We start from the raw sequence: 25,338 nt of genomic DNA, 5'->3' as shown, positions 1-25,338 counted from the left end.
CCTGGGATCTGTGAGTACCAGCGCAGGAAAAATGACGCATTGTGTAGGCACACAGTATCAATTGTCTATTTTTGTCAGAATATATAAAGATAACGGAGCTTCAGCCTTGATTTAAGGAATCTTAGTGATGCTCCGTCAGGTCGAGTGGGCAGATGATCTAAAGCTGTTTAAAACGCTCAAAAGCCATTTTTTCAAGTTCATCGCGGTGATTGGGGTGCGCAATTTCAATCAGCGCCTTGGCACGTTGACGTAAGTTTTTTCCATAGAGATCAGCGGCACCATACTCCGTGACAATATAATGTACATGGGCCCGGGTGGTAACCACGCCCGCGCCCTCTTTCAAATAGGGGACAATCCGGGAAATGCCTTTGCTGGTGATTGAAGGCAAGGCGATGATGGGTTTTCCCCCTTCAGACAATGAAGCGCCGCGAATAAAATCCATTTGGCCGCCTACGCCTGAAAATTGATAGGTGCCAATTGAATCGGCACAAATCTGTCCAGTTAAATCTACTTCGATCGCACTGTTGATGGCGCTGACTTTGGGATTGCGGCGAATGACGTCGGTACGGTTCACATACCCAATATCCACGAAGGCCACGGTGGGGTTATCGTCGACAAAATCATAGAGACGACGTGAGCCCATGACAAAACCTGTGACAATTTTATTGGGGTGTACTTTTTTGCATTCGCCTGTAATGACGCCTTTTTCAACCAGTTCAATCACACCATCTGAAAACATTTCGGTATGAATTCCCAGGCGCACATGGTTGTGCAATGCTGCCAAAACAGCATCTGGAATGGCCCCAATGCCCATTTGTAGGGTGGCTCCATCTTCGATCAGATTGGCGCAGTGCCAGCCAATCTTTTTTTCTTCTTCGCTTAAGCAATGTTCCGGAGACTCTGGGAGGGGATCCTCTACCTGAACCAAGGCATCGATTTGAGAGACGTGAATAAACCCATCTCCGTGGGTGCGAGGCATATGTGGGTTGACTTGAGCAATGACGTGTCTGGCGGCATGCACGGCGGCCCAGGTGCAATCTACAGACGTGCCAAGCGAGCAAATGCCATGCTGATCTGGTGGAGAGACGTGAATCAGGGCTACATCCAGCGGCAGAATGCCTTTGGTAAACAAACTGGGCACTTCGCTTAAAAAGACAGGCACATAGTCGCCTCTGCCCTCATGAATCGCTTTACGGGTATTGGCACCTACAAAAAGTGCATTCAGAAAGAAACTTTCTGCATATTCTGGCGCAGTATAAGGGGCACTGCCTTCGGTATGTAAATGGACAATTTCAATATTGCGCAGTTCATCAGCCCTGCGTACCATGGCATCAATCAGGAGATGCGGGGTTGCAGCGACCCCTTGAATATAGACACGGTCACCTGTTTTGATTACGGATACGGCATCATCAGCAGAAATATAGTGTTTCATAGCGGCATTCTCCTCGGATTTGAACTCATGGTACCTGATTTTTTGCTTGCAAAGCATGATTCAGATCAATCTCGATTTTGACCTGGGCCGCAAGTCTGGCTGAAATTAAAAAAGCCCCCGGCTTGCGCCGAGGGCTCAGTTGTCTTTTCAGACGGGTTTAGAACATATAGCTGGTGACGACAGAAACGTCATGTGCTACGGGGCGGAATTGCCACAGAGCGTCAGCCAAGAGCATGCTGTATTCAGCACGGATGTTCAGGGGGCTGCCACCGACATTCATGTAGGGCAGAGATACGGTCAGACCGGAATCTTTGAACATCTGGTTGGGAGCGCCTGCATCGGTAGAACCACCCAAGTTATCACCCAAAGACTGACGTGCAGCCAGGATCAACTTGATATTGTCTTTGCCTTTGCCCATGTTCAGGAAAGGAATACCGAGAGCAACACCAGCGTTGGCTGCTGCGATATCACTTACGGCGAAAATGCCGCGGGTTGCGAGGTTGGCACCCAATTGGATGTCGAAGCCGCTGCCGCCGAGGTCATTGAAGAACATACCGACTGAATGACGATCATAACCGATGAAGGATTTGTTCACGCCAACGGTCATACCGAAATTCTTGCTCCAGCCCAAATCCAGCACGCCAGAAACTTCTTTACGGCTGGGGTTGGAGAAATCGAGCATATTGTCGTTCAGGAAGCTCATAGCAGACAGGTTCAGGCGAACGGGGAAGGACTCCTTGAAGAAGTTCAGATCGAGGCCTGCAACCATGTAGCCATCACCATACTGAGAGGGCAATGCCAGATTGTTTGCGGTCAGGCGAGTACCATTGGCTTGGGTCTTACGATCCAGACCTTGGAGTACAGCACCAGCATACAGAGCAGAATCATTGTTCTGGACTTTGAAAGCAGCATCAGCGCCATTGACGGCAGCGCCACTGTTCAGGTTGCCAGCGGCGGCGGCAGCACGATCAGTTTGCACTGAACCGTAGTTGGCACCGACGAAGAATTTGCCCCAGCCCCAACCAGCGTTGAAAGACGCGGCAGGAGAGGTTGCTTGGTTGTAGTTTTTGCTGTCAGGGTCAACCATAGAAGCATTCAGGCCACCAGCCCAGTAACGGGAGATGCTGTTGCGGTAATCGGTGACACTGTTGTTGGAAGCAGCGATATCAGCAGAACCCCAACCGACTAAACCGTAGCCACGGCCAGTCCAGTTGTTGTTGCCGAAGTGGTTGGTCAAAGCAGAACCGGTGTTCAAGTCTTTGCTGAAGTTCATCAGACCGACTTTGAAGCTTGCGCCCATATCTTTGTCATCCAGCATGCCAGCTGCCAGGTAAGCTTTACGGAATACGAATGCGCCACCATTGGCAGAACCTTCGTTTACGTCATGGCCACCATTGTTTACTGCGGTGCCGCCAGCTGAACCCAGTTCGAACATGTCGAAGCTGGTGTGAGCCATCAGGCCATCAGTCAACATGGCAGAAACGCTGAGGTTGCTGCGAACGCGGAAAGGCACGAGGTCATCCACGGTGACATTGGGGCTCATGGGGCTGTTGAACTGCTTGGGCATGCCAGCAGCGCGTTCAGCTTGGCCATTGTTGTTTTTATAGGTGGTTTTGTCATCGGTCGCAGGACGATCGCTAACCGCGAGGTCGGTGCCGACTACTTTGGTTGCATTGCTGTTGCCAGCGCCAAAGAGAGGAGAAGCAGTATCGGTACCATCGGTTACAGAAACGCGATCGCGGTAACGTACTTCTACTTTGCCGTGAACTTTTACACGCTCAAGCATGTCGACACGCTTGGCCAGTTCCATATGACCTTCTTTGAGCATATCGAGTTCTTTTTTGAACTCCATCTGCAAAGCAGCAATCTGCTTCAGGTCATCTTTGGTAGCGTATTTAGCAAGGTCAGCCTTGGTAACTTCAGGCTTAATGCTGGCAATGCTTGAATCCACATACTTCATGACCTGGTACAGAGCCGCAGCCATTTCGTAACGGGACAGGGTTTTAGAACCACGGAATTTTTTGTCGGGGAAGCCACTCATGACTTTGTATTTGTCAACGAGTTCCTGGATAGCGTTAGCTGCCCAGTGAGTTCTGTCGAGGTCGCCACCATTTTCCATGAGCATGCTTTCAAAGGTCACTTCGGCTTTGGCCGGAGCGGTGAAAACAGTGAGACCAGAAACAGTAAATGTTGCAGCAAGAGCTAACATTGCTGTCTGCTTAAGTTTCATTCGAATGAATCCTCCAAAGTAAGTTAAAAATCTGGCAAAATTTTGTGGTTTGTTTAATCTGAGCGTGGAAAAACCTTTGAAACCGAAGCTGGAGTGGCCGTGTTTCCTCCATTTTGAGCTGCAATGTTAACCAAATTCAGATTGTGCTATTGTTCTGACCACCAGTTTTGACAAGACGCTGGGAACACCCAATTTGTTCCCTTAAAATCAGATTAAAAGCAAACAAATTTTTGGTTCCATCTTTGAGCATAATTTCGTCTGGGACGTCTTCACACTCAATCATGCGCACTATACCGTATTCCATTGCAAGTGTCAAAGTGAGTACAGCACAGCACCTTTCTATACAAGATCATTCATACGCTTTCTTTGCCCTATATTTCTGTGACAAGTATCATCAAATCTATGAAGCACTGTATAATGATGGCACTTGCAAACAATCTTATTTCAATATTTTTGAATCATGGGAAAAAAGAAAAACGCCAGCAAAAATCCATCTATCCTGTTGGAATCCGGGGAGCCCTTCGCGCACCCCAGTGAGGCAGAGTTTGCCCGCTTGCTCAATTTTTATGAGGTAGAGTGGGTCTATGAACCACGAACCTTTCCTTTGAGTTGGGGCGGCGATGGCTTGCCGGTTGAGTGTTTTACACCTGATTTTTATTTACCAGCCTCAAAACAATTTATTGAAGTAACCACCTGTAAGCCCCGCCTGATGGCCAAGAAAAAACGCAAAATCAGGTTGTTAAAAGAACTGTATCCCCATATCAAAATACGACTAATTCAGAACAAGGATTTTCATCATCTTATGTGGAAGTACTATCAACCATGAACCAAGATAACGAAATTTATCGCGATATTGACGAGGTTCTTATTTCAGAAGAACAGATTCAGCAACGGGTTCAGGAGCTGGGCCAGGAAATTGGACGTGACTATCAGGGCAAATTGCCAATCGTCATTGGACTGCTAAAAGGCTCCTGCATCTTTGTTGCCGATTTGGTGCGTGCGATTCCTTTGCACCTGACTGTAGATTTTATGGGCATCTCAAGTTATGGCGCAGGAACCAAATCTTCTGGCGTGGTGAAGATTACCAAAGATCTTGAAGAAACCATCGAAGGCCGCCACGTGATCATTGCCGAAGACATTATTGATACAGGCCTTACCCTGAACTATCTATTGAAAATGCTCAAACAGCGGAATCCTGCCAGTATTAAAGTGTGCACGCTGCTGAATAAGCAGGCCCGTCGTTTACTTGAGGTTGAGCAGGTGGGGTATATCGGCTTTGAAATTGAGGACCATTTCGTCGTGGGTTATGGCCTTGACTATGTTCAAAAATTTCGGAATTTGCCCTGCATTGGGATTCTCAAGCCCGTTGTTTATCAAAAGTTTCAGGTAGAAAACTAACCCAGGAGGGATTTTCCTCTGGCTCGTTTTGTTCCTCACGAAGAAAAAAGTCTGCGTCATTTTGGCAGCAGTTCCCGTGTGCTGTTTGAAAGTGGGCAAGATTATGGTGTCTTGAGCTGGAATGTCTTTAAAAGCAAGAAAAAAAATTGGTTTGAAGACTTTCAGCGCTTGCACGCTATCTATGATGTGCTGCTTTTGCAGGAAGCCAAAATAAATTTTCAAACCCAGGCACTGGATGCCTTTGATCTGGATTATAGCTGGGTTTTTGGTGAAAGTTTTGCGCTTGATCGCTGTGGCAGTTCCTGTGGGGTTTTAACCGGGAGCCGGGTGCACACCCGCCATGCCTTTAACCGGCATGGCCCTGTACGTGAGCCTTTGCTCAATACACCCAAAAGTGCAGCGTTTTCATTTTATGATATCGCCGACAGCCTTGAGCAATTTTTGATCATCAATGCCCATTTCGTCAATTTCAGAAGTTTAAAAGCTTTTGAACGGCAGTTGTTTCAAATCGCAGAAATTCTTCATGCCCACAAGGGACCTGTTCTGTTTGCTGGAGATTTTAATACCTGGAGTATCGGCAGAAGAGAAGCACTGTTTGCTTGTATGAAGCGTCAAGGCATGGAAAACGTAGAGTTTGCGAATGAAACGCGCAGATTTTTGACCTTGGATTATATTTTTTCACGGGGCCTTAAAATTCGTGAGGCACATCTTCTGCATGATATCCGCAGTTCAGATCATACCCCCCTTGCACTTTGGTTTCGTTTGAACGAAGCAAGTGAAGGGGGGTATTCGCTTTAATAAATCATGGGCCCTAATGGCCGATGCGTCCACAGACAATCATATTGGGCATGGGCTTGATGCCGCGATCTTCAAAGAATTTGATTCTTTCTGAAAATTCTGTATAGGAAGCCTGAAAATAGATCATGCTGGATTTGAATTGGGCAATGGTCGCGTCCAAGAGCAGGCCATCGACACCCAAGGTTTGAAATTCAGGGTGAACAACCATTTCAGGAATCCAGGTGGTAGAAACCTGATCACTGAGAGCCCGAATCCAGCCAATTAATTCGCCGGAGGGAAGGGTTGCAATGGCAACATAGGTTGAATTGGAAAATGCCAGACGAATTTTTTCAGGTTCAAGACCTGGTCTGCCTCCGCCAATCAGGTGATAAAGATCAATGACTTGATCAGGATTGACTTCAGCGGGATTTTCATGCAATTGAAATTGGCTCATTGGTACTCTCTATCTTTTCAAATTCAAGATTCGATTGAACGTGGATCCAGTAAGTTCCAAATGTTCAGTTCAGTTAGGCCACACACCTATTCTAGCATAAGGCTCACTCAGAAACCAATCCAAATTATGGCCAGATTTAAAGTGGAAGAGAGTTCGCTACCTTTTCCAACTCGGAAGGCGAAAGGTCGCCAAAGGCCACGCAAATATTTTTACCAGCTCCCCGAGAAAAATAATTATTGGGTGCCTGGTAGCTTAAATCTGAGATTTTTTTAATCAGGTTTAAACTGAAAGCCCCTGCCAGCAGGGTGACAAACGCATTTTGTTGGGGGCGTACGGTTACGAGCAAATCATTCAGTCCATCGGTGAAGTTCATGACCTGAATCCGTGCGCCGAAAAGTGTGAATACCTGAATATATTTAAGCTCAAAGCCTTGAGGCAAATAGCCAGGATAGGCAATTTTAATTTTTTCCTGTTTCTCAGCTGCGGCAATTGAACTGTAACTTAAGAAGGCATTTTTTTCCTTGCCGCTGAGATTTACCTTGGTAACGCCGTCTGGGGGATTGAGTTTTGAAATGGAAACCGGTTTTTCCTGCTTTTTAAAGGTGGTATACATGGCACTGGAATAGGGCGCTTGATCGCTGCCCCAATAGCGCTCTTCTTTAAGAACTTGATAGGTGTCTTTGTCTACCCAGTATTTGCGCCGGGGAGTAAAGCCATTTTTGGGTATGAAATCAAGTACCCAGGCGGGATTCATTGCAATAAAGACTTGCTCTTCTGTTACAGGGGTTGCATTGTAATTTTGTTTTAAGAGATTGAGATTGTCTGTGATTTGACCCAGAATGATACTTTCGGGCATATCTGAGGTGTCTTTGCCCCCCTCAAACAAAAAGAGTTTTTCATCTGGAAAAAATGCGCTGTTAATACCGTTGCTCATATGAAACAAAATGCCGCCAATCGAACTGGGGCTGGTAATTTCGATCGAGTAGTTCCTGCGGTTGACATAGCGGATATTGGCGGTTGCGGTTTGCGGCCCACTGTTTAAACGTGAGACCGAGAGCTGTTTCTGACCTTCAAAGCCCACCGTTTCTGACTGGGTGAGGGAACGTTCGGCGATCTCAAAAGCTGTAAGGGCTTGGGCCTTCGCAGAAAATTGAGTAAGGGCAATCAAGAGAGCGCTTGCCAGTGGCAGAATGGGTGTGATGGTTTTTTTCATCGCAAATCTCGTTTCAAGTTCACTTTAATATTTAGGGCTATAGACCGGTTAGATTGAGAAAAGGTTCCCTTATCCTGGAAATTCTTCTTCGTATTTATATTCTTTTGTCATCAGGGTTTCAATAGCCTTACGGGGGGAAAGATGTCCTTCCAGAATATGAAAAATGGCTTCGGTAATCGGCATCGAGATCCCCTTGTCACGGCTCATATAATACACGCTGCGCGTGGTAGGAACCCCTTCTGCGACATAGCCCAAATCACTGAGCACCTTGCTGAGCCCTTCCCCTTTGGCGAGGTGATAACCCACCTGATAATTCCGACTGAGTTGACTTGAGCAGGTGGCAATTAAATCGCCCATGCCAGCCAGGCCTCTAAAGGTTGAGGCCTGGGAGCCCATTTCAAGGCCAAAGCGTGTGATTTCGACCAAGCCGCGTGTCAGCAACAGAGATTGGGTATTGTGCTGAAAACCCAGACCGTTGCTCATGCCAGAGGCCAGGGCAATGATGTTTTTCAGCGCTCCGGCAATTTCAACCCCTGTCACATCGCGATGGCCATAGACCCGAAAGCGGGAGGTGATCATGACCTCTTGAACCCGGCGCACAACCTCTTCATAGGGGGAGGCGATGACGGTTGCACCGGGGTGGTTCTGGAGGATTTCCTTGGCCAGGTTAGGGCCTGATAAAACCCCCATTTTTCGACAACAGGTTTCTTCGCGAATAATGGTCGAGATACGTTTATAGGTAGAGTGTTCAAAACCCTTGATACAGTGCACCAAAACATGGCTGCCATTTAAGAAGGGGCCAATATCATGCAGTACCTGACGGGCACTGGCAGAGGTCACCACTAAAAAAATCAATGGGTTTGTTCTGACGGCTTCTTCAAGATCTGTGGTGGCGCGGATATTTTCAGCCAAAACCATATCTCCGCTGTAGCGGCTGTTTAAACGGGTTTGATTGATTTCTGCGGCAGTATCCGCATTGCGCATCCAAAAAGTGACATCACACCCCCCCTGACTAAGCAGGTAGGCAATGGCGGTACCCCAAGAACCGCCTCCAATGACAGCTGCTGAGAGTGTTTTCATTTCCAGTCAGTGTTTCCTTATCAATTTAAGGGGGATTATACTGGAACTTCTTCACGCCAACAAGCCGGATCGGGCACAAAGAGCTGTCCGGTTTGACCATAGGAAGCTGCCAGACAGCCTCCCTTGCATTGATCATTGATGGGGCAGGTTTTGCATTTACCAGACATATACTGTCTGCGTTGATCCATTTGTTGAAGCAGAGAATTGTTTTGCCAGATGTTCAAAAGCTGATCGTCCAACAAACTGCCAATCGGCTTTGAGAGTTTTCGGCAGGCAAAAACATCGCCATTGGCTGTTACTGCGAGGTAGTCTCTGCGGATATAGCAACAGACATCTGTTTTGACATTTTCAGGAAAAGACCGCTCCAGATTGTTGATCAGGGGGTCTTTGATCACAATCTTCACGTGGGGAAATTGTTGAGCTGCATCGAGTAAGTTTTCGAGCACTGTTTTAAATGCCATACCTTCTGAATAGGCATATTCAGGCAGGTGGTGGGCATCACCTTGGGGGAAAATTCGAGAGAAATTAACCTTCGCCAAATTCTCTTTTTGAGCCAAGGCAAAGAATTCTTCGAAGTTTTCTTTGCGATCATTGTGTCCCTGCATCAAGGTATAACTGACTGAAACGGGTTGTCCTTCTGCCTGCATGCGGCGAATGCCTTGCCAAGCTTTTGCAAACATGCCTTTGCCCCGAATGGTGTCATGTATTTCGGCATTGGGGCCATCGAGGCTGATTTGCACCAGTTGAACATTGCGAACCGAGACCTCTTGGGCATTTTCTGGGGTAATTAGCGTGCCATTGGTTAGCATGACGGTGGCATAGCCCTGCATTAAAATCCGGGTCAACATGGATTGCAGATCTTTGCGCAAAAAAACCTCGCCCCCCGAAAGTCGGATCAGAATTTGATAATCTTCTCCTAAATGGGCATGCAAAGCTTCAAGATCCTCAAACAGGCGCTCTAAACCGATTGCGCCTTCTTTGATAACTTTCAAACCATGATAACAATGACTACAGCGCAGGTTACACGCATCATTGACCTCGTACTGAATCACAAAATTTTTTTTACGATTCTGAGTCTCTTGAGACGGTGCAGCCTGCGCTGTCAGACTGGTAGGCATAAATCAGCAGCCGGGATCGTCTTCCCCGTTTTTGATTCCTTTGGCGCCCTTGGCCAGGAACTCAGCCATATTCTTGAGTGCGCCTTCAGCTTTGGCTGGATCTTTTGAAAGTTCTTTGTAGTTATTCAGGGCATCATTGAGCATGCCTTCATATTTTTTAGAACTGTTTTCATCCATAAACAGTTTTTCAAAAACTTTTTGACCCCCTTCAGGGCCAAAGCAGTTTTCTGCATTTTCCATTAAGACCTGTTTCAGTTCATCAACATCATTGGGCTCTTTGTTGTTGAGAACTTCTCTCAGTGAACTTCTTAACTGTGCTGCCTGCATGGTGTCGGAGGCATCATTTTTCAGGTTATCATTTGCAATTTTATTGACGTTGGCAGAATCCTGCGTTTGTGCGGGAGGGGCAGGGGTCGTGCTTGTTGCTGGGGGTTGTTGAGGATTGGGTGTGTTGGTGGGGGCTTGGGTGGGAGTTATCTGTTGTAAGGGGCCTGTGGCTCCAGGGCGAATATTCGGCATATTTAAATTCTCCTTCAAGTTATCATCTGATCTTATTTATTCCACAAAACACCGCAAAAAATGGGGGGCATAGTAAAAATTAACCTAAAATTAACGATCGATAGCTGGGGAGAAGCCCGATGAGATTTTGTTTTTAGCTTATTTGCTCCTCGTCTTGAGAACGGATTTTCAGCTCCTGCATCAGCAGTTCCTGGGGCAGGGTGTTTTCATTGGCCAGGCTGCGTTCAGTATCCAAGGCTTTGAGCGCCGATGGGGCTGTGGGTTGGGTTTGCTTTTCGCGAAAACGGGAAATCGCAGCTTCAAATTCTGTTTCTGAAAGCAGAGGAGCTTTGTGGGACGTGCCCGCATTGTGTTTTTCGATCTGCATGGCGTAGAGTTGGTAAGCCTGTGAAATACGATCCCGATTGACAAACTGCACGATGGTTTTGAATTGATTTGAAAGAAAATCCCAGCCACTCTGTTCTGCTCGTCTGTCGATTTCGGAGAAGGTATAGTCAAAAATATTGGTGGCGTTGACAGAGGTTTCGCCACGTTTACCTGTGATATTCTCAACAAATTCAGGTTCCATCAGCATGGCCTTGAAACTGTCAGGCAGGGCTTGATAGAGTTCATTTCCAAGCTCCCGCCGTAAAATATTAGGGTTTTTGCGCACCTCTTCGAAGAAGGCATTTAAACTATTGACTTGACGCAGGGAACGCATCTCATCCTGAAGTTCCTGGTTGGGATCCTGGTTTTTGTTTCTGTCAGGCAATGAGGCCCAATCCGCTTTGGCATAGCTTTTGCCTAAAATTTTGCTCAGGGCCAGCACAATCGCTTTGTTCTCCTGGCTTTTTTCTCCGTTCAAGGTTTTTAAAGCCTCTGGTGAGAAGCTGCTGCGATCCGCTTCTGGCCATGCATTTAAGCCAGTCTGTTTAAACGCTTCAATTTTTTGTCTTGCCAAAGCCCGTTCTGCAGGCGTACTGTCGGGTTTGAGCAAAACAGCCTGGTAACGGGTCATTTGGTCGAGAACATAACCTGTTTCACTGGGCGAGCTGGCGTAATTTTTTCCGTCAATATTCAGCAGATGATCGACCTTGGGCAAAGCAGAGGCCATGCTGGGAGTGAATTGGGGCTTTTGGTCTACGCCTCTGAAGTCGGCCCACCAGTCTGCGATTTTATCTTTGAGTTTATAATGCTCCGAGAGCATGTCAGCAGCTTGTCCCAAGAGCGGAGAAACTATTTTGGAAAAAGTCGTGGTTTTGTCGACCACCCCTTTGACATATTGGCGTGTTTCACTGGGTAAATGGCCACGCAGTTGCAGCATCGCATCCCGGATTTGAGCGTCTTTATAACCTGTTTTTTTGATCAGATCGAGCATTTGTTGTTCTTTGCCATCATAGGCTTGGGTGACTGAGGCCATAAACATAAATTTGAGCAGCGATTCTTTGAGTAAACGTTCTGGTTGATAGGTAAAGACACGGTAGGATTCCGCAAAATCTTCTTCATCATTGACCCGGGCGTAATCTGAAACAAACCCTTGCTGGCCAATGCCCTTCAGGGTTTTTTCCATGACATTGTTGCGATTTTCACCGCCACTGGATTTTCCGTCCCAACTGATTCTGCGCCAATTTTCCAAGACCTCAGGCAGATCCTGAAGACCGTGTCCCAATTCATGCACAATGACCTGCTCTGTAAAGTCGCGTGAATCTCCCCCATCGATAATGCCATACCAATTGCTGATCAGTTTTTCTGCTGTATTTTGGTCAAATTTATTCGATAAAGGACGATCCAGGTTTTCGATCTGGTTTTCGAGCCGTTCACGGGTATTGCTTTGTAAGTCACTCACCGATTGAAAGCCTCTCAGGGTATGTCCCAGTTCTGCTTTAAGCATCAGGGGGGATTGCCCTAAATCCAGCCGGCCTTGTAATTCCACCAGACGTTGTAAAAGCCGACGTTTTTGCGGTACACCCAGTGTGGTATCGTCTTCGATCAAATCACGGGCGGCTGTGATATTTTGTTGCAGGTCAAAAGCCTCTAGGGCCTGCTGGGTTGCCGTGTCCATTTTGCCGCTGGGGTTGAGTTGACGTTTGGGAGAACGCGCGCAATTCAACATTTCCTGAACCGAGCGCACAGCTCTTTGTTTTTCAGGGCTCTCTACCGGGCTGTTGACCAATTTTAAAAAGTCTTGAATCTGGGCGGCTTGCAAAAGTTCGCGCGGGTTGGCATGAACAGCGCCATCGTTTAATACGATTTTGCCCTCACAACCTTCATGGTAAGCCACTTTCATGCTGCCACTCAGCATTTCCATGGCGCTGAGATAGCCATCTTTGCCTGCCATGGCATTGAGATCCAAGCGTTCGGCCCTGACAAACGTAATCGGGGGACGGGGCTGGCCTGGTTTGCCTTCGCCCTGTGCGCTTAAACGAAAGGTCTCAAGGGGTTGGTTCTGGCGAATTTCAGAAAACGCATTCAAAACTGCAAGTTTGGCCTGAGGGCTCCAGGTTTTGCCCTGACGGCTCTCAAAGACTGGGGGCGGAACCTGTGCGTTTTGAAACAGATCTTTCAGGGCGGTGTCTGCCTGGGCTGTCAGGGCCTGTTTTGCAAAAATCGTAATTTGAGAAGTCCCGGTTTCTGTGCCCGGCAGGCTGTTTATTTTGCTTTCAACTTGGGCCAACCACTGATCCACTTGCGCGGAGGGTAAATTTCGCAGTTGGTATTGTAAACTTTCAAAATTTTTAAAACCCAGATCTTTTGCCAGACTCTCCAGTCTGGGTTTCCAGGCCGCAGGTACAGGGATGAGTTGCTCGGTTTGATTGGCATTGCTTTGGCGGATCAAGGAACGGGCATCTTTGAAGGTTTTTAAAACTTGGGCGGGGCTTGCTGTATTGAATTGGACGGATTGGGGAGACATGGCTGTGGCTAGATAATTTTGAAGCAGGGGCGCAGGTTGGAAGGGAATTGGCGTTTCAGGCAGCAGTGGGGGAAGCGGGCCTGTTTGGGGCGTGCTTAAGGGCCCCGTGCCTTTGGCCACAGGATAGGAAGGCCAATTGCCGGGGGTTGGTCCATTCAGACCTGCAGGGCTGCTCATCTTTTCAATATCTCCAGAGTTTACACTGAATCACTATTTTAAGTTATTCCACAATTCATGAAAATTTATCACACTTTGCTAAAAAATTTATAATTGTTCACAATCTCGCGGGTTTGCCTGCTTGGGTATGAACTGGCTCACAAAGTGAGCCGAGGGGGGTATGTTACAATGCTGGGAACAATGGCTAACCAGCGAGGATGCGTCTATGCTCTGGAAGAGAATTTTGATCAATCTGGGGATCGGGCTTTTGATCGGGGGCTTGTTTTTAGCGGCAAATGAAAATCTGTCGGCTTTTAAACAAGTCGAACTGATGCTTTATAATGCACGCTTTGAAAATTTCAGAGGATCCCGACCCGCTCCTGATGATGTAGTGATTCTGGCGATGGATGAGGCCTCTCTGGAAGAAGTGGGACCCTATCCCTGGCGACGGGATGTGCATGCCCAGGTTGCAGAGAAACTCATTTCATTCGGGGCCAAGCTGGTGGCTTTCGATATTATGTTTTTAACTGAATCGCAGTTTCCTGAAGCTGACGCTGCTCTCAAAGCCACTTTGGCCAAACATCGCGATAAGATTGTGGTCGTCAGTAAATTTGATTTTGGCATGACCTCGCGGATCAGTGGTTCAGGTACTTCTGGAGGCAAAGGTGAAGATGCCGTCGATGTCACTGAAGCTGCCTCCTACAGCCCGCCTATTTTTGAAGACAGTGCCATCTTTGGTTTTTCAAATGTTGATGAGGGCATGGTCGACAGTCAGATTCGTCGGGCTCAGATCATGATGAATCTCGATAAAGACCAACTTTTACCGACTGCTATGACGCTGCGGAAAAAGTATGAGCCTCATTTTACCTTGAGCATGCTGCGCTTATTGGACCCCAAAAAAGCGGACGCAGCCATGGATAAATATGGGGAAAACCCTGTTTGGATTAATTTTGCCGGCCCTCCCCAAAGCTTTAAAACCCTTTCCTATTATATTGTGCATAAATACGGACAAAAGGGTTTTGACAAGGGTTATTTCCAAAGCTTGGTCGGCAAAACTCCCCAAGATTTCTTTAAGAATAAAATTGTCTTGATCGGGGCCTCTGCTGAAGCACTTCAAGATAATAAAAATACGCCTTTTGTTTCCCTTGGCTCTTCTAAGATGCCTGGGGTTGAGGTGCACGCCAACCTCTTTGATACCCTGCGTGAGGATATTGCCTATCAGCCTGCAAATAAGGCTGTCAATATTCTGCTTGTGCTGGGCTTTGCTGTGGTCACAGCGGTTGGGCTTTCTTTCCTGGGGCCTTTAGGGGGCTTGGCGCTGCTTTTGGTTTTGCTCGTGGGTTATTCGCTGGTGAATATCTTCCTGTTTAACTCCCAGCGCCTGTTTATGGACTGGTTTGCTCCCATGATTGCAATGATGGGCAGCTATACGGTTAGCTATGCCTATCGCTATTTGATCGAAGAGCGTGAAAAAAGGCGCGTGCGTAAATTTTTCAAATCCTATGTTTCACCTAAATTGGTTGAAGAATTGCTCAAAGATCCTCAAACCATGCCCAGTTTGAAAAGTGAACGGCGCATGGTCAGTATTCTTTTCTCAGATATAGCAGGCTTTACCTCGATGTCTGAAAGTCTGCCGCCCGATGAGGTCGAGCATATTCTGAACGAATATCTGACAGCCATGAGTGAAATTGTGTTTAGCAACGATGGCACGCTCGACAAGTATATTGGGGATGCTGTCATGTCGGTTTGGGGCAATGTGGGCCCCAGCAATCCCAAAACAGACGCCTATAAAGCAGTGAATACCGCGATTCAGATGCAACGTAAATTGGCTGAACTGCGTGAAAAATGGCTTTCAGAAGGCATGGTGCCGCTGCAGATCAGAATTGGGGTGAATACAGGAGAAGCCCTGGTTGGGAACTTTGGTTCGCCACAAAAGATGGATTATACTGTCATCGGTGATGCGGTCAATACCGCTTCTCGTCTGGAAGGGCTGAACAAAGAATTTGGTTCCAGCATTCTGATCAGTCAAAGTTGTTTTGATTTGGTCAAAGATCGCGTCAATGCCCGTCACTGCGGCAACGCCAAGGTCAAAGGTAAAGAAGAAACCGTTTCTGTCTATGAGGTTCACGGCTGGAAAGACGAAGGTGGTGCGGCTACCGAAGTTCGTGAAACCAAATGGATCAAAGGCACACAAGAAACTCAGTGGAAGTAATCTGACGTGGACAAGATAGCGCAGTATGAGGTGCTCGGTGAATTAGGTCGGGGCGGTATGGGGGTGGTGCTTGACGCCGTAGACCCGCGTCTCGATCGGCATGTGGCCATTAAGGTGATTGAGTTGCCCAATGACCCCAATATGACCCAGCAGACCAAAGACGAGTTGATTGAACGGTTTAAGCGAGAAGCCAAAGCCAGCGCAAAACTGAATCACCCCAATATCGTCAGTATCTACGATTTTGGTGAGTATGAGGGCCGTTATTATATGGTCATGGAGTTTCTCCAAGGCCGAAACCTCTCTCAATTGTTGAAAATTCATTCTCCACTTTCGGTGCCAGTGGCGCTCAAATCGCTGATTCAGGTTTGCGAAGCGCTTGATTTTGCGCACTATCAGGGGATTATCCACCGGGATATTAAACCAGCCAATATTGTTATTTTGGACAACGGCACGACCAAACTCACCGATTTTGGTATTGCCCGTCTGGAATCTACACAGTCTGATTTGACCAAAGCGGGTTCGATTTTGGGCAGTTTATTGTATATTTCGCCAGAACAGCTGATGAACCCCAAAGATGTTGATAAACGCGCCGATATTTACTCTTTGGGTGTGACTGCCTATGAGATTTTAACCGGGCAGCTGCCCTATAATGGCTCAAATATTGGCGAAATTGTCATGAAAATCATGCAGAGTGAGCCTCCCCGACCCAGTGAGCTGAATCCTCAGATTCCTTCAGAATTGGATGGCATGATCTTTAAAGCCATGGCCAAAACTGTTGAAATGCGTTATGACACGGCCAAGGATTTTGCTGCAGATTTGAGCCAGGCGCTTTATAAACTGACAGGAGCGACAGGCCAGGATGCTTTGCCGCTTCCGAATATCGATTTAAGTGTTACCAACCGTGGGATTGAGCACGTGGTGCGCCATGATGACAATACGCCCACCCAATACGGTTCTGGACCATCCCATGATCAGGGGGCTACGATTAGTACAGGCACTTTGAATATGGGCACGATCAGCAGTGCCAGCAGTGGCAGTGCTTCTGTGCGCAGCAAAGAATTTACCCTGGTAGAAGGCATTGATGAAGCCACTCCCTTCGCTGCCGCTTTGCGGGTTTTGCGCGGTTGGCATGTTGAAAATCTGAGCACCAATACCATGCTTGAAGCCATTTATAAGTATGAGGGCAAGAGCCAGGGGCTGATTATCAACAACTCCGTCATTCTTTTGATTTACAAAGGTTTGATTGTCGGTGCAATGGTCAACAAGCCTGAATTGACAGGGCCAGCGGCTTATCAGCATATGGCTTCCTGGCAGAAATTTGAAATGACCCAGTGCATGCCCCAAGAAAAGGAAGAGCCCTGGCTGGTGCTTCTGGCGATCATGGTGGGTGCCAATACTTTGATGGAACACAATCCCATGTGTTCGCGCGGAGATATTTCCAAGGCGATTGAACTGCAGAAATCCAAGCGTTTCAGTGGCATGATTCGCGTAACTGAAAAACGCACTTTAAAGTGGACGGGCTTATTGGATGGACAGCAGGTCTTTTCAATTACCATGCCTTATCCTTCGGGCTCCTATGATGGAGAATATTTTGACCTGAGCATCTATGCGCCCCGTTTCAATCTGATTGGCCCCAGTCTGCGCAAGCTTTTGGTTGAGGCCCAATTGCAAATTGTCAGCAAATCGATTAACCGTCCCATTTTGGCGCAATATGCAGGTGCCAAGGAAAAACAGCTGACTTCAGAAGTAATGGAAGAAGCCCTGCGCAATACCGATACCACCACGATTATGCCCAAAGATGCGACCTTTGAAATTGGCAACCGCAGTATCAAATACTCAGATATCTTTAAAGAGACCAATCACTTCAAAGTTTTGGATTGGTTGATGTATGAGTATATGTATGGTCTTTCCCGTTCCAGCGCTTTTGCCAACCTCAAGAAGCGTTTCAGTTGGATTTGGACCTTTAAATCCTTGAAATTTTTGCAGCCCGTGAAAATGGGAAGTTTCAGCGCGACCTTTGATATTCTGGCCTATAACAACCAGGATCAGCTCACAGCCCTGTTTCGTTTTGAAAACGAGATCAGTGAAGAAAGCCTGAACAATATGATTGAGGACGTGCGCCGGATTAAAACCGAGCGCACCCAGGATGATATTCAGGCGGCGATGCTGGTGACGTACCTGCCTGCTTCTGAGGCCGTTCTGGCGCAATTTAACCGCCAGACCATTAAACCCGGATTGCTGGGCATGGGCGAATCTGAGCGTGGCTTTGTCAAAATGGGCTGGAACAAAGGGTTTTACCTCTTTGTCGCTCATCTCAATGAGTCTGGAGTGGCGCATCTGATCGCGCCAAATCTGCAGGTGGATGCCTGAGTTTATCCCCTCGGCAGCATTGATTCTGGTGGCGCAAGAACCTGAACTGCGCGTATTTTTGGTACGCAGAGCTGCGGATCAGCGTTTTTTTCCTGACCAATGGACTTTTCCCGGCGGAAAATTAGATGCCCTGGATGGGCCGGAATCAGATTTGCTTTCCTTCCAATTCTGCGCTTTGCGTGAATTGCTTGAAGAAACGGGACTCTTGCCTGGCTTTGGGGGTTCTGCTGAGGCTTTGGCGGATTTGCGACACGATCTTTTAAACGGCAAACCTTTTCCGCGTATCCTGGATCTTCCCCTTCTCCAGGATTTGGGCTGGCGTGTGATGCCCCCTTTTGCGCCCCGCCGTTTTGAAACCCGCTATTTTTTAGGGACGGTCGCTGCATGCGCACAAGACTTTGCTTTAAATGCTGAACTGTCAGAAGCTGCCTGGTGGAAGCCTTCGGAGCTTTTGCAAAAATGGCAGAAAGGGCAGATTTTAGTACCTCCACCTGTGCGCAGCCTGGTCGAGATCTTGGCCAGCCATGGACGCGATCTTGAGCGCCTTTCCGCTTTGGCGAATGACCGCGATACCCTGTTTGCAGATTTAGAGATCTTCCCTGGTTTTGAGGTGATTCCACTGCGCACGCCCACGCTGCCCCCTGCGACGCATACCAACTGCGCTCTGATCGGGCGAGAGCAATTTGTGATTGTCGATCCTGCTTCCCCCTACCCTGAAGAACAGGCCCTGCTTTTGAATCGGATTGAATCCCGCATAGATCAAGGACACCAACCCGTCTCGATTGTACTGACCCACCACCATATCGACCATATGGGGGGAGCGGTGGCCTTGCGAAACAGGTTGCAATTGCCGATCTTGGCGCATCCTGAAACTGCTCGCCTCTTGGCAGAGCAGTTTGAAATAGATCAATTGATTGAAGAGGGGCATGTCTGGAATTTGAGTTCAGATGCTGCCCTCCCTTGGATTTTGCAGGCAATTCATACCCCAGGACACGATCCCGGGCATCTCTGTTTGCTGGATTTGCGCCAGAATCTGGCCCATGTGGGGGATATGCTGGCGGGGATTGGTACGATTCTGATTGAGCATCCTGAAGGCAATATGCAGGCCTATCTTGATTCTCTGCGCCGCTTGCAAAGCCTGAATTTGAAGGCCGTGATTCCCTCGCATGGGCCTGTGATTCACAGACCTTCACAAACCTGTGCTGAGTATCTGGCACATCGGGAAATGCGCGAAAATCAGATTCTTGCCTGTCTTGAAAAAGGAGCGCAAACAGAGGAGGCACTTCTGAACGAAGTCTATGCAGGTCTTGCTCCCCAGCTCCTGCCCCTGGCCCGCCGTTCCCTGCTGGCGCATCTTCACAAATTAAAACATGAAAAACGGCTGGAAGAGCAAGCGGCTGTTTGGAGCAAAAAATGAAAAAGCCCCCTGAATTGGGGGCTTTTTTTATCGCTTAGCGTTTCAGCAAGGCTTCAATAAAATGATCCCAACTGGTTTCTTTGGCAAAACGGGTATTGAGATAACCCGTATTGGCGATCATGCCAAAATCAGGCGGCATTTGAGAGGGGCCAACCTTTGAAGGGGGCAGGAAGATCGAAAGCCCATTGGCGCCAATGCCTTCTTTGTCTTTGGCAGAGATCATCAATTTTTGCTTGAGAACTTGTTTGACGGCCAAGGCTGATTGCTGAACCGCAGGATTGGGCACCAGACGGATCAAATTGTTCAGAAAGGTAATCAAATCACGTTGCCCAGTATTGGGAGAATTTTTCAGTTCAGGCACCTGATCATAGGCTGCTATAATTTGGGCGCGGTTGGCGGGAATGGCACGAATCAAGGTATTGCTGAGTACGTTCATGCTGGATTTGAATTCGCCCATGAAACGCATATCCAGCGCTGCCAGGGTAGAATAACCGGTTTGAGCGTTGCGAACTTTGGCGAAAGCGACCATTTGTGCGCCAATCTGTTGGGGGCTCAGGGGTTGGGCCGAAAGGCGGGTGAGTTCACGGGTAAAATCGACCACGGTATCCTGGGTGGCCATGACGCTGTCTTCAGAGGCGATGATGACTTTTGAAAGATCACGCAGTTCGTAGAGCGCCTCGACATTGCCCATCAGGCAGGAAAGAAAATTCATGACATCAAACTGACGGCCTTTCAATCCCTGACGGATGGCGGTGCCAAAATCCGCGACGGTCATAATTTCACGTGGGTTTTTACTGACTTTGGTATCATCGGTGCCGATGCCAAAATAGCCACCGCCATGGGCCAAAATATCAAAAACTTTCATGCGGCCAGGATAGGCAGAGAAGGCCCAGTTAATGGTCTGAGAAAGGGTCGCTGGATCATTGGAATCGACTTCTTTGGTTTTTTTGTCGAGGTAAGAAAAAGCTGAACCCAGCTGTTGGGGTTTATGATCGTTGATCAAATAGGCAAGAAAAGAATTATCAGGGCCCTGCAAATCTGCAAAGGCCAGGTAATAGCCCCGATCACTCACGCTTTGTTCCATGGCGTCGATCATCATGGCACCGGCCTGTGAGAGGCCATCATCCATGGCGATATAGGAAAGCATGGTCACCGGACGTTCGCCACGGGCGGTGGGCAATTGCGCTTTGACGGGGCGAAGGGGTTGAGAAAAACGGGTTAAACTCGCAGGGGTATTGATTCCGGCTGAAAGCATGGGTTGGCTTGAACAGGCGGCCAAAGAAACCAAAAGAGTAGCTGAAACCAGGGTTTTTAAAGTTTTGAACATCAAATAAAATCTCCTCTACGCGATACTTGGATACCTATTCTATCGACGAAGAGAGGCAGGTTCTGACCTTAACAAGTTTAAAGCTAAAATCAAAAATGTTTAATTTGTAGTTAATTTATTCAGAACTGGCAGGACTGAGGGAAAGCAGAATATCGCGGGCCATTAAGAGTTGGGTATCTTTTTCAGAACCTATCTGAACCCCCTCGGGCAGATCGACTTCGAAATCAGGATGAATACCTTTGCCATGAATATCATTGCCATGCGAAGTGAGGTATTTGCTGGTGGTAAGTGAAAGGCCCGAGCCCTCGGAGAGCGAAAGTAAATTTTGAACCAGGCCTTTGCCGAAGCTCTGCTTGCCTACCAAAAGGGCCCTTCCGTGTTCTTGCATGCTGCCTGCGACAATTTCTGCTGCGCTGGCTGTGCCATTGTTGATCAGCACAATCACATCGTAGCTGGGGTTAAAAATCGGCAGGCCGGTGGCCATGTGCAGGGTTTCCTGGTTCTGGCGATCCACGACGCGTACTATGGCTCCCTGGCTGATAAACATGCTGCCAACTTCAATCGCATTGCTCAGGGTGCCCCCTGGATTGTTGCGTAAATCAAAAATCAGGCTTTGCATGCCTTCGGTTTCCAATTGGGTCAAGGCCGCTTGCATGGCCAGGGGAACCTGATCTGAAAAAAAGGTATTTAAGCGAAGATAGCCAATATTTTCTGAGAGCATGCGAAATGAGACGGGGTTGAGATTTAAAACCTCGCGTTGAATTTTATAGGTGTCCATACGCTTGTTGTGTGGGTGTTCAATGCCGATTTCTACCCATGTCCCGACTTCACCCTGCATCAATTGGACGGCCTCCGCAAAATTTAAATGAGAGGTGGATTTTTGATTGATACTGCGAATGCGGTCACCCGCCCCCAGCCCTGCTTTCCAGGCCGGAGACTGATCCAGGGCGCTGACGATTGTTAAACGGCCGTCGCGAATGCCGATTTCAATGCCGATGCCTGCGACTTCTCCCGTTTTGATCTGCTTGAGTTCAGCATATTCCTGGGCATTTAAATAGGAACTGTAAGGGTCGTTCAGGCTTGCAAGCAATCCCTTGGCGGCGCCTTCCCAGAGTTGATGGCTGTCCAGGGGCTTAAGGGCGTTGTGTTGGATCAGCTCAGAAATTTCATTCAAAAGCGCCAAATTTTTAGAGATTCCCGCTTCGGCATAGGGCAAGCTGAGCCCTGCCAAAAAACTGAAGAGGCTCAACAAGAGCCACTCTGTACGGTACTTCATGGCTGAAGGATCAGCAATCGCTGCCCAGTAGGAGGGTGACAGGCCCATCATTGTGAATCGTGACATCCATATGGGCCTGAAAAATACCCGTTGCCACGGTCACGCCGGTTTGGCGTAAACAAGCGACGAACTGATCATATAAGCGGGCAGCCATCTCCGGAGGCGCAGCCCCAGAAAAACCTGGGCGTCGGCCTTTGCGGGTTTCACCATAGAGCGTGAATTGAGAGACGGCTAAGACACTGCCACCAACCTCTAGCAAGGAACGGTTCATTTTACCGGCCTCATCAGGAAAGACTCGTAAATTGACACATTTCTCGGCCCAGAAACGCAGCTCTTCAAGATCGTCCTGGGGGCCGATGCCGACCAATAAAACCAAGCCCGGCCCTTGAATCTCGCCTACAATTTGTTCTTCTACCGTCACCGCACCATAGGAGACACGTTGCAAAACAATCCGCATTATTTTCGGGCGATCCGTTCCGTCAAGACATCCAGAGCTTTTTGGAGTTGAACATCCAGGCTCTCGGAATAGGGTTTTTCAAGGATTTCTTTGGGAATCGTGACCTGGATATCGGGTTCAATGCCCTTTTTATTAATATCTGTGCCATTGGTGGTCAGATATTTATTGGTGGTAATCGCGAGCCCCGAACCGTTTGAAAGATTATGCACGGTTTGAACCAATCCTTTACCGAAGGTTTTGGTGCCAATTAGAACTGCGCGCTTATTGTCTTTGAGGGTGCCCGCCAAAATTTCAGAGGCGCTGGCGCTGCCGCCATCAATCAAAACCGCCATGGGGATGTTTTTATCGAGAGCCAGCGGGCCGTGGGCTTTCAGCTGTTCTTCTTTGCCCTCGCGATCGACAATTCTGACAATCGGCCCTTCAGAAACAAAGAGGCTGCCGATATCTACGGCATTGGGCAAAAGCCCACCTGGATTGCTGCGAATATCCATGACCAAGGCGCGCATTCCCTGTTTTTTCAGATCTTGAATGGCGTGTTTCACTTCTTCAGTGGCATTGTTTTGCATGAACGAAGTCAGACGAATATAGCCGATTTGGTTCTTGAGGAGTTTGGCTTTTACAATTTTATTTTCGATCTTGCCGCGGGTGACCGGAATTTCCATGGTTTTTTTGGTTTCTTCACGGTAGACGGTCAGTTTGATAATCGTGCCTTCTTTGCCGCGAATCAATTTAACCGCATCATCCAGGCTGATGGTTTCGGTATCTTTGCCGTCCAAGGCTTTAATCCAGTCGCCGGCTTTCAAGCCTGCTTTCCAGGCTGGGGTATCTTCAATCGGGGCAATGACTGTCAGTTTATTGTCTTTCATGCCAATCTGAATGCCAATGCCGCTGAAGCTGCCTTCACGTTCTTCATTCATCTGTTTGAATTCTGTGGGGGCGATATAGCGGGTATAGGGGTCATTCAACATGCCGAGCATGCCATCAATCGCACCTTTGACCAGCTTTTCATCGTCTACTTTTTTCTCGACATATTCCATTTTGACCAGGTCATAGACTTCGAGAAAGACGCGGAACCCTCCGGATTCAGCCAAGACAGGCTGCAGGGTGACGCCTGCCGCAAAAGATGCAGCCATCAGGGCTGAGATCAACGCAGTTTTTTTGAAGATCTGAAGTTTCATGGGCAGGTAGAAGATCCTTTCATGCAATCCTGGTTATATAGTAGCACCCTGACTTTGTTTTCTGCATCCAGTTTCTATTCTGCAGTGAGAAACTCAAACGGGCGTAGATTTTGTCAGGCTTTTCTTTAGACCCAGGAGACAGGCAAAATGTTCACGTATCAGAAAAAATCTTTTTCAGGTCAGTTCCTGAATCACTCCTCTCCAGCGGCTGGGGGCCGTGAAATTCAGTTATCTGGTTCAACCCCCAGCGCTTTAAAATGCAGGCGGATGGGCCTCTTGGGGCTGAGCCCTCTTGGGTCGGTTCGGAGAGAAAAGTTTGTAATAAAGCCAGCCCAGCAGTGCCAGCACAAAGAGTGTGTCTAGCCCATCTCTCAATGTCCTCACTTAATTGAAATTGTACAACCCATTATTGTATTTAGAAATAATTGTTTTATCAAACCCAAGTGAATCGATTATTATTAAGACATGGCAAAGTTAGAGGCATGTCTGATATGGGCAAAATAGCGGCTTTGGGATTGAGTCTGGGCTTGCTCTTGTTTTCATGTCAGTTTTTACCACAGGGAGCTATATCAACGCTCTCTGAATCCATTCCCCCATCTGTATTCCCCAGTGCTAAAGTCGCATTACTCATGCAAACCGGAACCTCTCCTTCACAAGTTCCAGAACCAACAATTATGGCAAGCCCAGCTATAAATAAAGCTTCACCAGATAGCGTAGCCGTGACCGATGCAGAAAGAGAAATTGTATCCAAGTCTATTAACAAGTTGGCCTTTATAACTTTTAAATACCTTCAGAGCACAAATCTTACTCAAAGCAATCTATTTTTTTCTCCTATCAATCTGTATGCGATCCTTCTTGAAAAATTAAAAGCCTTACCAGTACAAGATGTTACTCAAATTTTATCGGAGTTGGACTTAGTTAATCTCACACTCAGTGAGGTGAACAGAATTTTTTCTGATCTAATCACAAAAGTAAAAGAATCTTCAGGTAATCTAAGTGGCTTAGGCTCTTCAGAGCTTTTCTTTGAAGTCAATTGGGATGCAGATGTTTATAAGCCAAATTCATATGAACTGGTATTTAATGGAATAAATGGCATAGTCAAAGGGAGTTTCTCTGAAGTTTGCAAGAATTCATCGCAAAGATTTTTAAGAAAAGATACTTTTTTATATAATATTTCTTATTTTTTGCAAAAAAATTCTCTATTAACGATTGAATTGTATAATACGCCTGTAAAAAATAATATCAGTGTCTTTTCAAATGCTTTTTCGATAACTGAATGGCAAGAGGCAAACAAAAAAAGTATAGGCTTCTACGGCAATGTTTGTACAATCATTCCCCGTTTTAAAAACGTCGTTGTTTCAAAAGTCGATATAGGCAAGATGCTTAACTTAAGCAGTGTAAACTTGAAGCTTGAACAAAAGCTCTCTGTGAATTTTAATCAGGCAGGAACAAAACAGAATCTTAATGTAATGGAAAGTGAAAATCCTTCAGAAAGGGTCATGCTGACCGAAGCCTTTGGCATGATTGTATCTGGTTCTTATAAGCTGCCTTATCCTCCATCTCAACAACTAAATTTTTCAGCTTATCAAACAGAAACCATTATTTTGATGGGTTTGATTCAACAATTGACCCCTGATGAAATTGCTTGTGATATCAATCAGGGCTGTTATCGTTCAGCATTTCAATAATCATTGCGCAATTCTTTATTCTTTCAAGCAACATAGTGTCCAGAACACAAAGATATGTTAACCATTTCTTATTAGCTTACTTGGAGAACCAAATTGACAAGAATTCAAAATATATTGTACGCTTTGAATGAGTACATATTTGAGGG

Annotated in this window: 20 protein-coding genes; 8 read left to right on the top strand and 12 right to left on the bottom strand. The window is 47.3% G+C overall.

The features are described 5' to 3' along the window. Positions 1-157 precede the first annotated feature (157 nt). Both COW20_02280 and COW20_02275 read right to left on the bottom strand, forming a co-directional pair. A complete protein-coding gene (locus tag COW20_02280; protein ID PIW50350.1) occupies positions 158-1,432 on the bottom strand; it encodes a 4-hydroxybutyrate CoA-transferase in 1,275 nt (424 codons plus the stop codon). A gap of 157 nt (positions 1,433-1,589) precedes the next feature. Next, positions 1,590-3,662 (bottom strand): hypothetical protein, encoded by a 2,073-nt coding sequence (locus COW20_02275; GenBank protein ID PIW50349.1) that lies wholly within the window; start codon positions 3,660-3,662, stop codon positions 1,590-1,592. Between the two features lie 460 nt (positions 3,663-4,122). On the opposite strand from COW20_02275, the gene COW20_02270 reads away from it, so the two are divergent. From COW20_02270 to COW20_02260, 3 genes are read left to right on the top strand one after another with little or no spacing between them, the layout of a single operon-like run. Beyond that, entirely contained in the window at positions 4,123-4,488 is a 366-nt protein-coding gene (locus COW20_02270) for a hypothetical protein (protein ID PIW50348.1), read from the top strand. A gap of 14 nt (positions 4,489-4,502) precedes the next feature. After that, entirely contained in the window at positions 4,503-5,060 is a 558-nt protein-coding gene (gene hpt, locus COW20_02265; protein ID PIW50501.1) for a hypoxanthine phosphoribosyltransferase, read from the top strand. Positions 5,061-5,078: 18 nt separating this feature from the next. Further along, positions 5,079-5,858: a hypothetical protein gene (locus COW20_02260; protein ID PIW50347.1), complete on the top strand. Its 780-nt coding sequence runs from the start codon at positions 5,079-5,081 to the stop codon at positions 5,856-5,858. Positions 5,859-5,871: 13 nt separating this feature from the next. Here COW20_02260 and COW20_02255 read toward each other — a convergent pair whose 3' ends face one another. From COW20_02255 to COW20_02230, 6 genes are all read right to left on the bottom strand, one after another. Further along, positions 5,872-6,291, bottom strand: a complete 420-nt coding sequence (locus COW20_02255; GenBank protein ID PIW50346.1) for a hypothetical protein — start codon at positions 6,289-6,291, stop codon at positions 5,872-5,874. Between the two features lie 136 nt (positions 6,292-6,427). After that, positions 6,428-7,504: a hypothetical protein gene (locus COW20_02250; GenBank protein ID PIW50345.1), complete on the bottom strand. Its 1,077-nt coding sequence runs from the start codon at positions 7,502-7,504 to the stop codon at positions 6,428-6,430. A 69-nt stretch (positions 7,505-7,573) separates the two neighbouring features. Further along, positions 7,574-8,584, bottom strand: coding sequence for a glycerol-3-phosphate dehydrogenase (gene gpsA / locus COW20_02245; protein PIW50344.1), 1,011 nt, complete (start codon positions 8,582-8,584; stop codon positions 7,574-7,576). Between the two features lie 35 nt (positions 8,585-8,619). Beyond that, positions 8,620-9,702: a hypothetical protein gene (locus COW20_02240; protein ID PIW50343.1), complete on the bottom strand. Its 1,083-nt coding sequence runs from the start codon at positions 9,700-9,702 to the stop codon at positions 8,620-8,622. Positions 9,703-9,705: 3 nt separating this feature from the next. Beyond that, the gene (locus COW20_02235) at positions 9,706-10,221 is read right to left on the bottom strand and encodes a hypothetical protein (protein PIW50342.1); all 516 of its coding nucleotides are present in this window, start codon (positions 10,219-10,221) and stop codon (positions 9,706-9,708) included. A 133-nt stretch (positions 10,222-10,354) separates the two neighbouring features. Beyond that, complete coding sequence (locus COW20_02230) at positions 10,355-13,288, bottom strand: hypothetical protein (GenBank protein ID PIW50341.1); 2,934 nt, start codon at positions 13,286-13,288, stop codon at positions 10,355-10,357. Between the two features lie 160 nt (positions 13,289-13,448). Here COW20_02230 and COW20_02225 point away from each other — a divergent pair, with 160 nt between their 5' ends. Genes COW20_02225 through COW20_02215 form a run of 3 tightly spaced genes read left to right on the top strand, consistent with a single transcriptional unit; the run spans position 13,449 to position 19,266 of the window. After that, complete coding sequence (locus COW20_02225) at positions 13,449-15,479, top strand: hypothetical protein (protein PIW50340.1); 2,031 nt, start codon at positions 13,449-13,451, stop codon at positions 15,477-15,479. 57 nt (positions 15,480-15,536) lie between these two features. After that, entirely contained in the window at positions 15,537-17,849 is a 2,313-nt protein-coding gene (locus COW20_02220) for a hypothetical protein (GenBank protein ID PIW50339.1), read from the top strand. Then, positions 17,842-19,266 carry a hypothetical protein gene (locus tag COW20_02215; GenBank protein ID PIW50338.1) on the top strand — a complete coding sequence of 475 codons (1,425 nt, stop codon included), beginning with the start codon at positions 17,842-17,844 and terminating at the stop codon, positions 19,264-19,266. The genes COW20_02220 and COW20_02215 overlap by 8 nt, the downstream gene beginning before the upstream one ends. 34 nt (positions 19,267-19,300) lie before the next feature. On the opposite strand, the gene COW20_02210 is transcribed toward COW20_02215, so the two are convergent. The 4 genes from COW20_02210 to COW20_02195 all read right to left on the bottom strand — a co-directional run bounded on the left by COW20_02210 (position 19,301) and on the right by COW20_02195 (position 23,504). Further along, positions 19,301-20,593 carry a hypothetical protein gene (locus COW20_02210; protein PIW50337.1) on the bottom strand — a complete coding sequence of 431 codons (1,293 nt, stop codon included), beginning with the start codon at positions 20,591-20,593 and terminating at the stop codon, positions 19,301-19,303. A gap of 115 nt (positions 20,594-20,708) precedes the next feature. After that, positions 20,709-21,935: a peptidase S41 gene (locus COW20_02205; protein ID PIW50336.1), complete on the bottom strand. Its 1,227-nt coding sequence runs from the start codon at positions 21,933-21,935 to the stop codon at positions 20,709-20,711. Further along, a complete protein-coding gene (locus COW20_02200) occupies positions 21,880-22,326 on the bottom strand; it encodes a D-tyrosyl-tRNA(Tyr) deacylase (GenBank protein ID PIW50335.1) in 447 nt (148 codons plus the stop codon). Before COW20_02200 ends, COW20_02205 begins: the two co-directional genes overlap by 56 nt. After that, a complete protein-coding gene (locus COW20_02195) occupies positions 22,326-23,504 on the bottom strand; it encodes a S41 family peptidase (protein ID PIW50334.1) in 1,179 nt (392 codons plus the stop codon). The genes COW20_02200 and COW20_02195 overlap by 1 nt, the downstream gene beginning before the upstream one ends. Before the next feature lie 147 nt (positions 23,505-23,651). On the opposite strand from COW20_02195, the gene COW20_02190 reads away from it, so the two are divergent. Beyond that, positions 23,652-23,867 (top strand): hypothetical protein, encoded by a 216-nt coding sequence (locus COW20_02190; GenBank protein PIW50333.1) that lies wholly within the window; start codon positions 23,652-23,654, stop codon positions 23,865-23,867. 356 nt (positions 23,868-24,223) lie between these two features. Further along, positions 24,224-25,192 carry a hypothetical protein gene (locus COW20_02185; protein PIW50332.1) on the top strand — a complete coding sequence of 323 codons (969 nt, stop codon included), beginning with the start codon at positions 24,224-24,226 and terminating at the stop codon, positions 25,190-25,192. The last annotated feature ends 146 nt before the right edge of the window (positions 25,193-25,338 follow it).

The sequence above is a fragment of the bacterium (Candidatus Blackallbacteria) CG13_big_fil_rev_8_21_14_2_50_49_14 genome, assembly GCA_002783405.1.
Classification (GTDB): Bacteria; Cyanobacteriota; Sericytochromatia; order UBA7694; family UBA7694.
The sequence above is the reverse complement of the archived record's forward strand: the minus strand, read 5'-3'. Positions and strand labels throughout refer to the sequence as shown.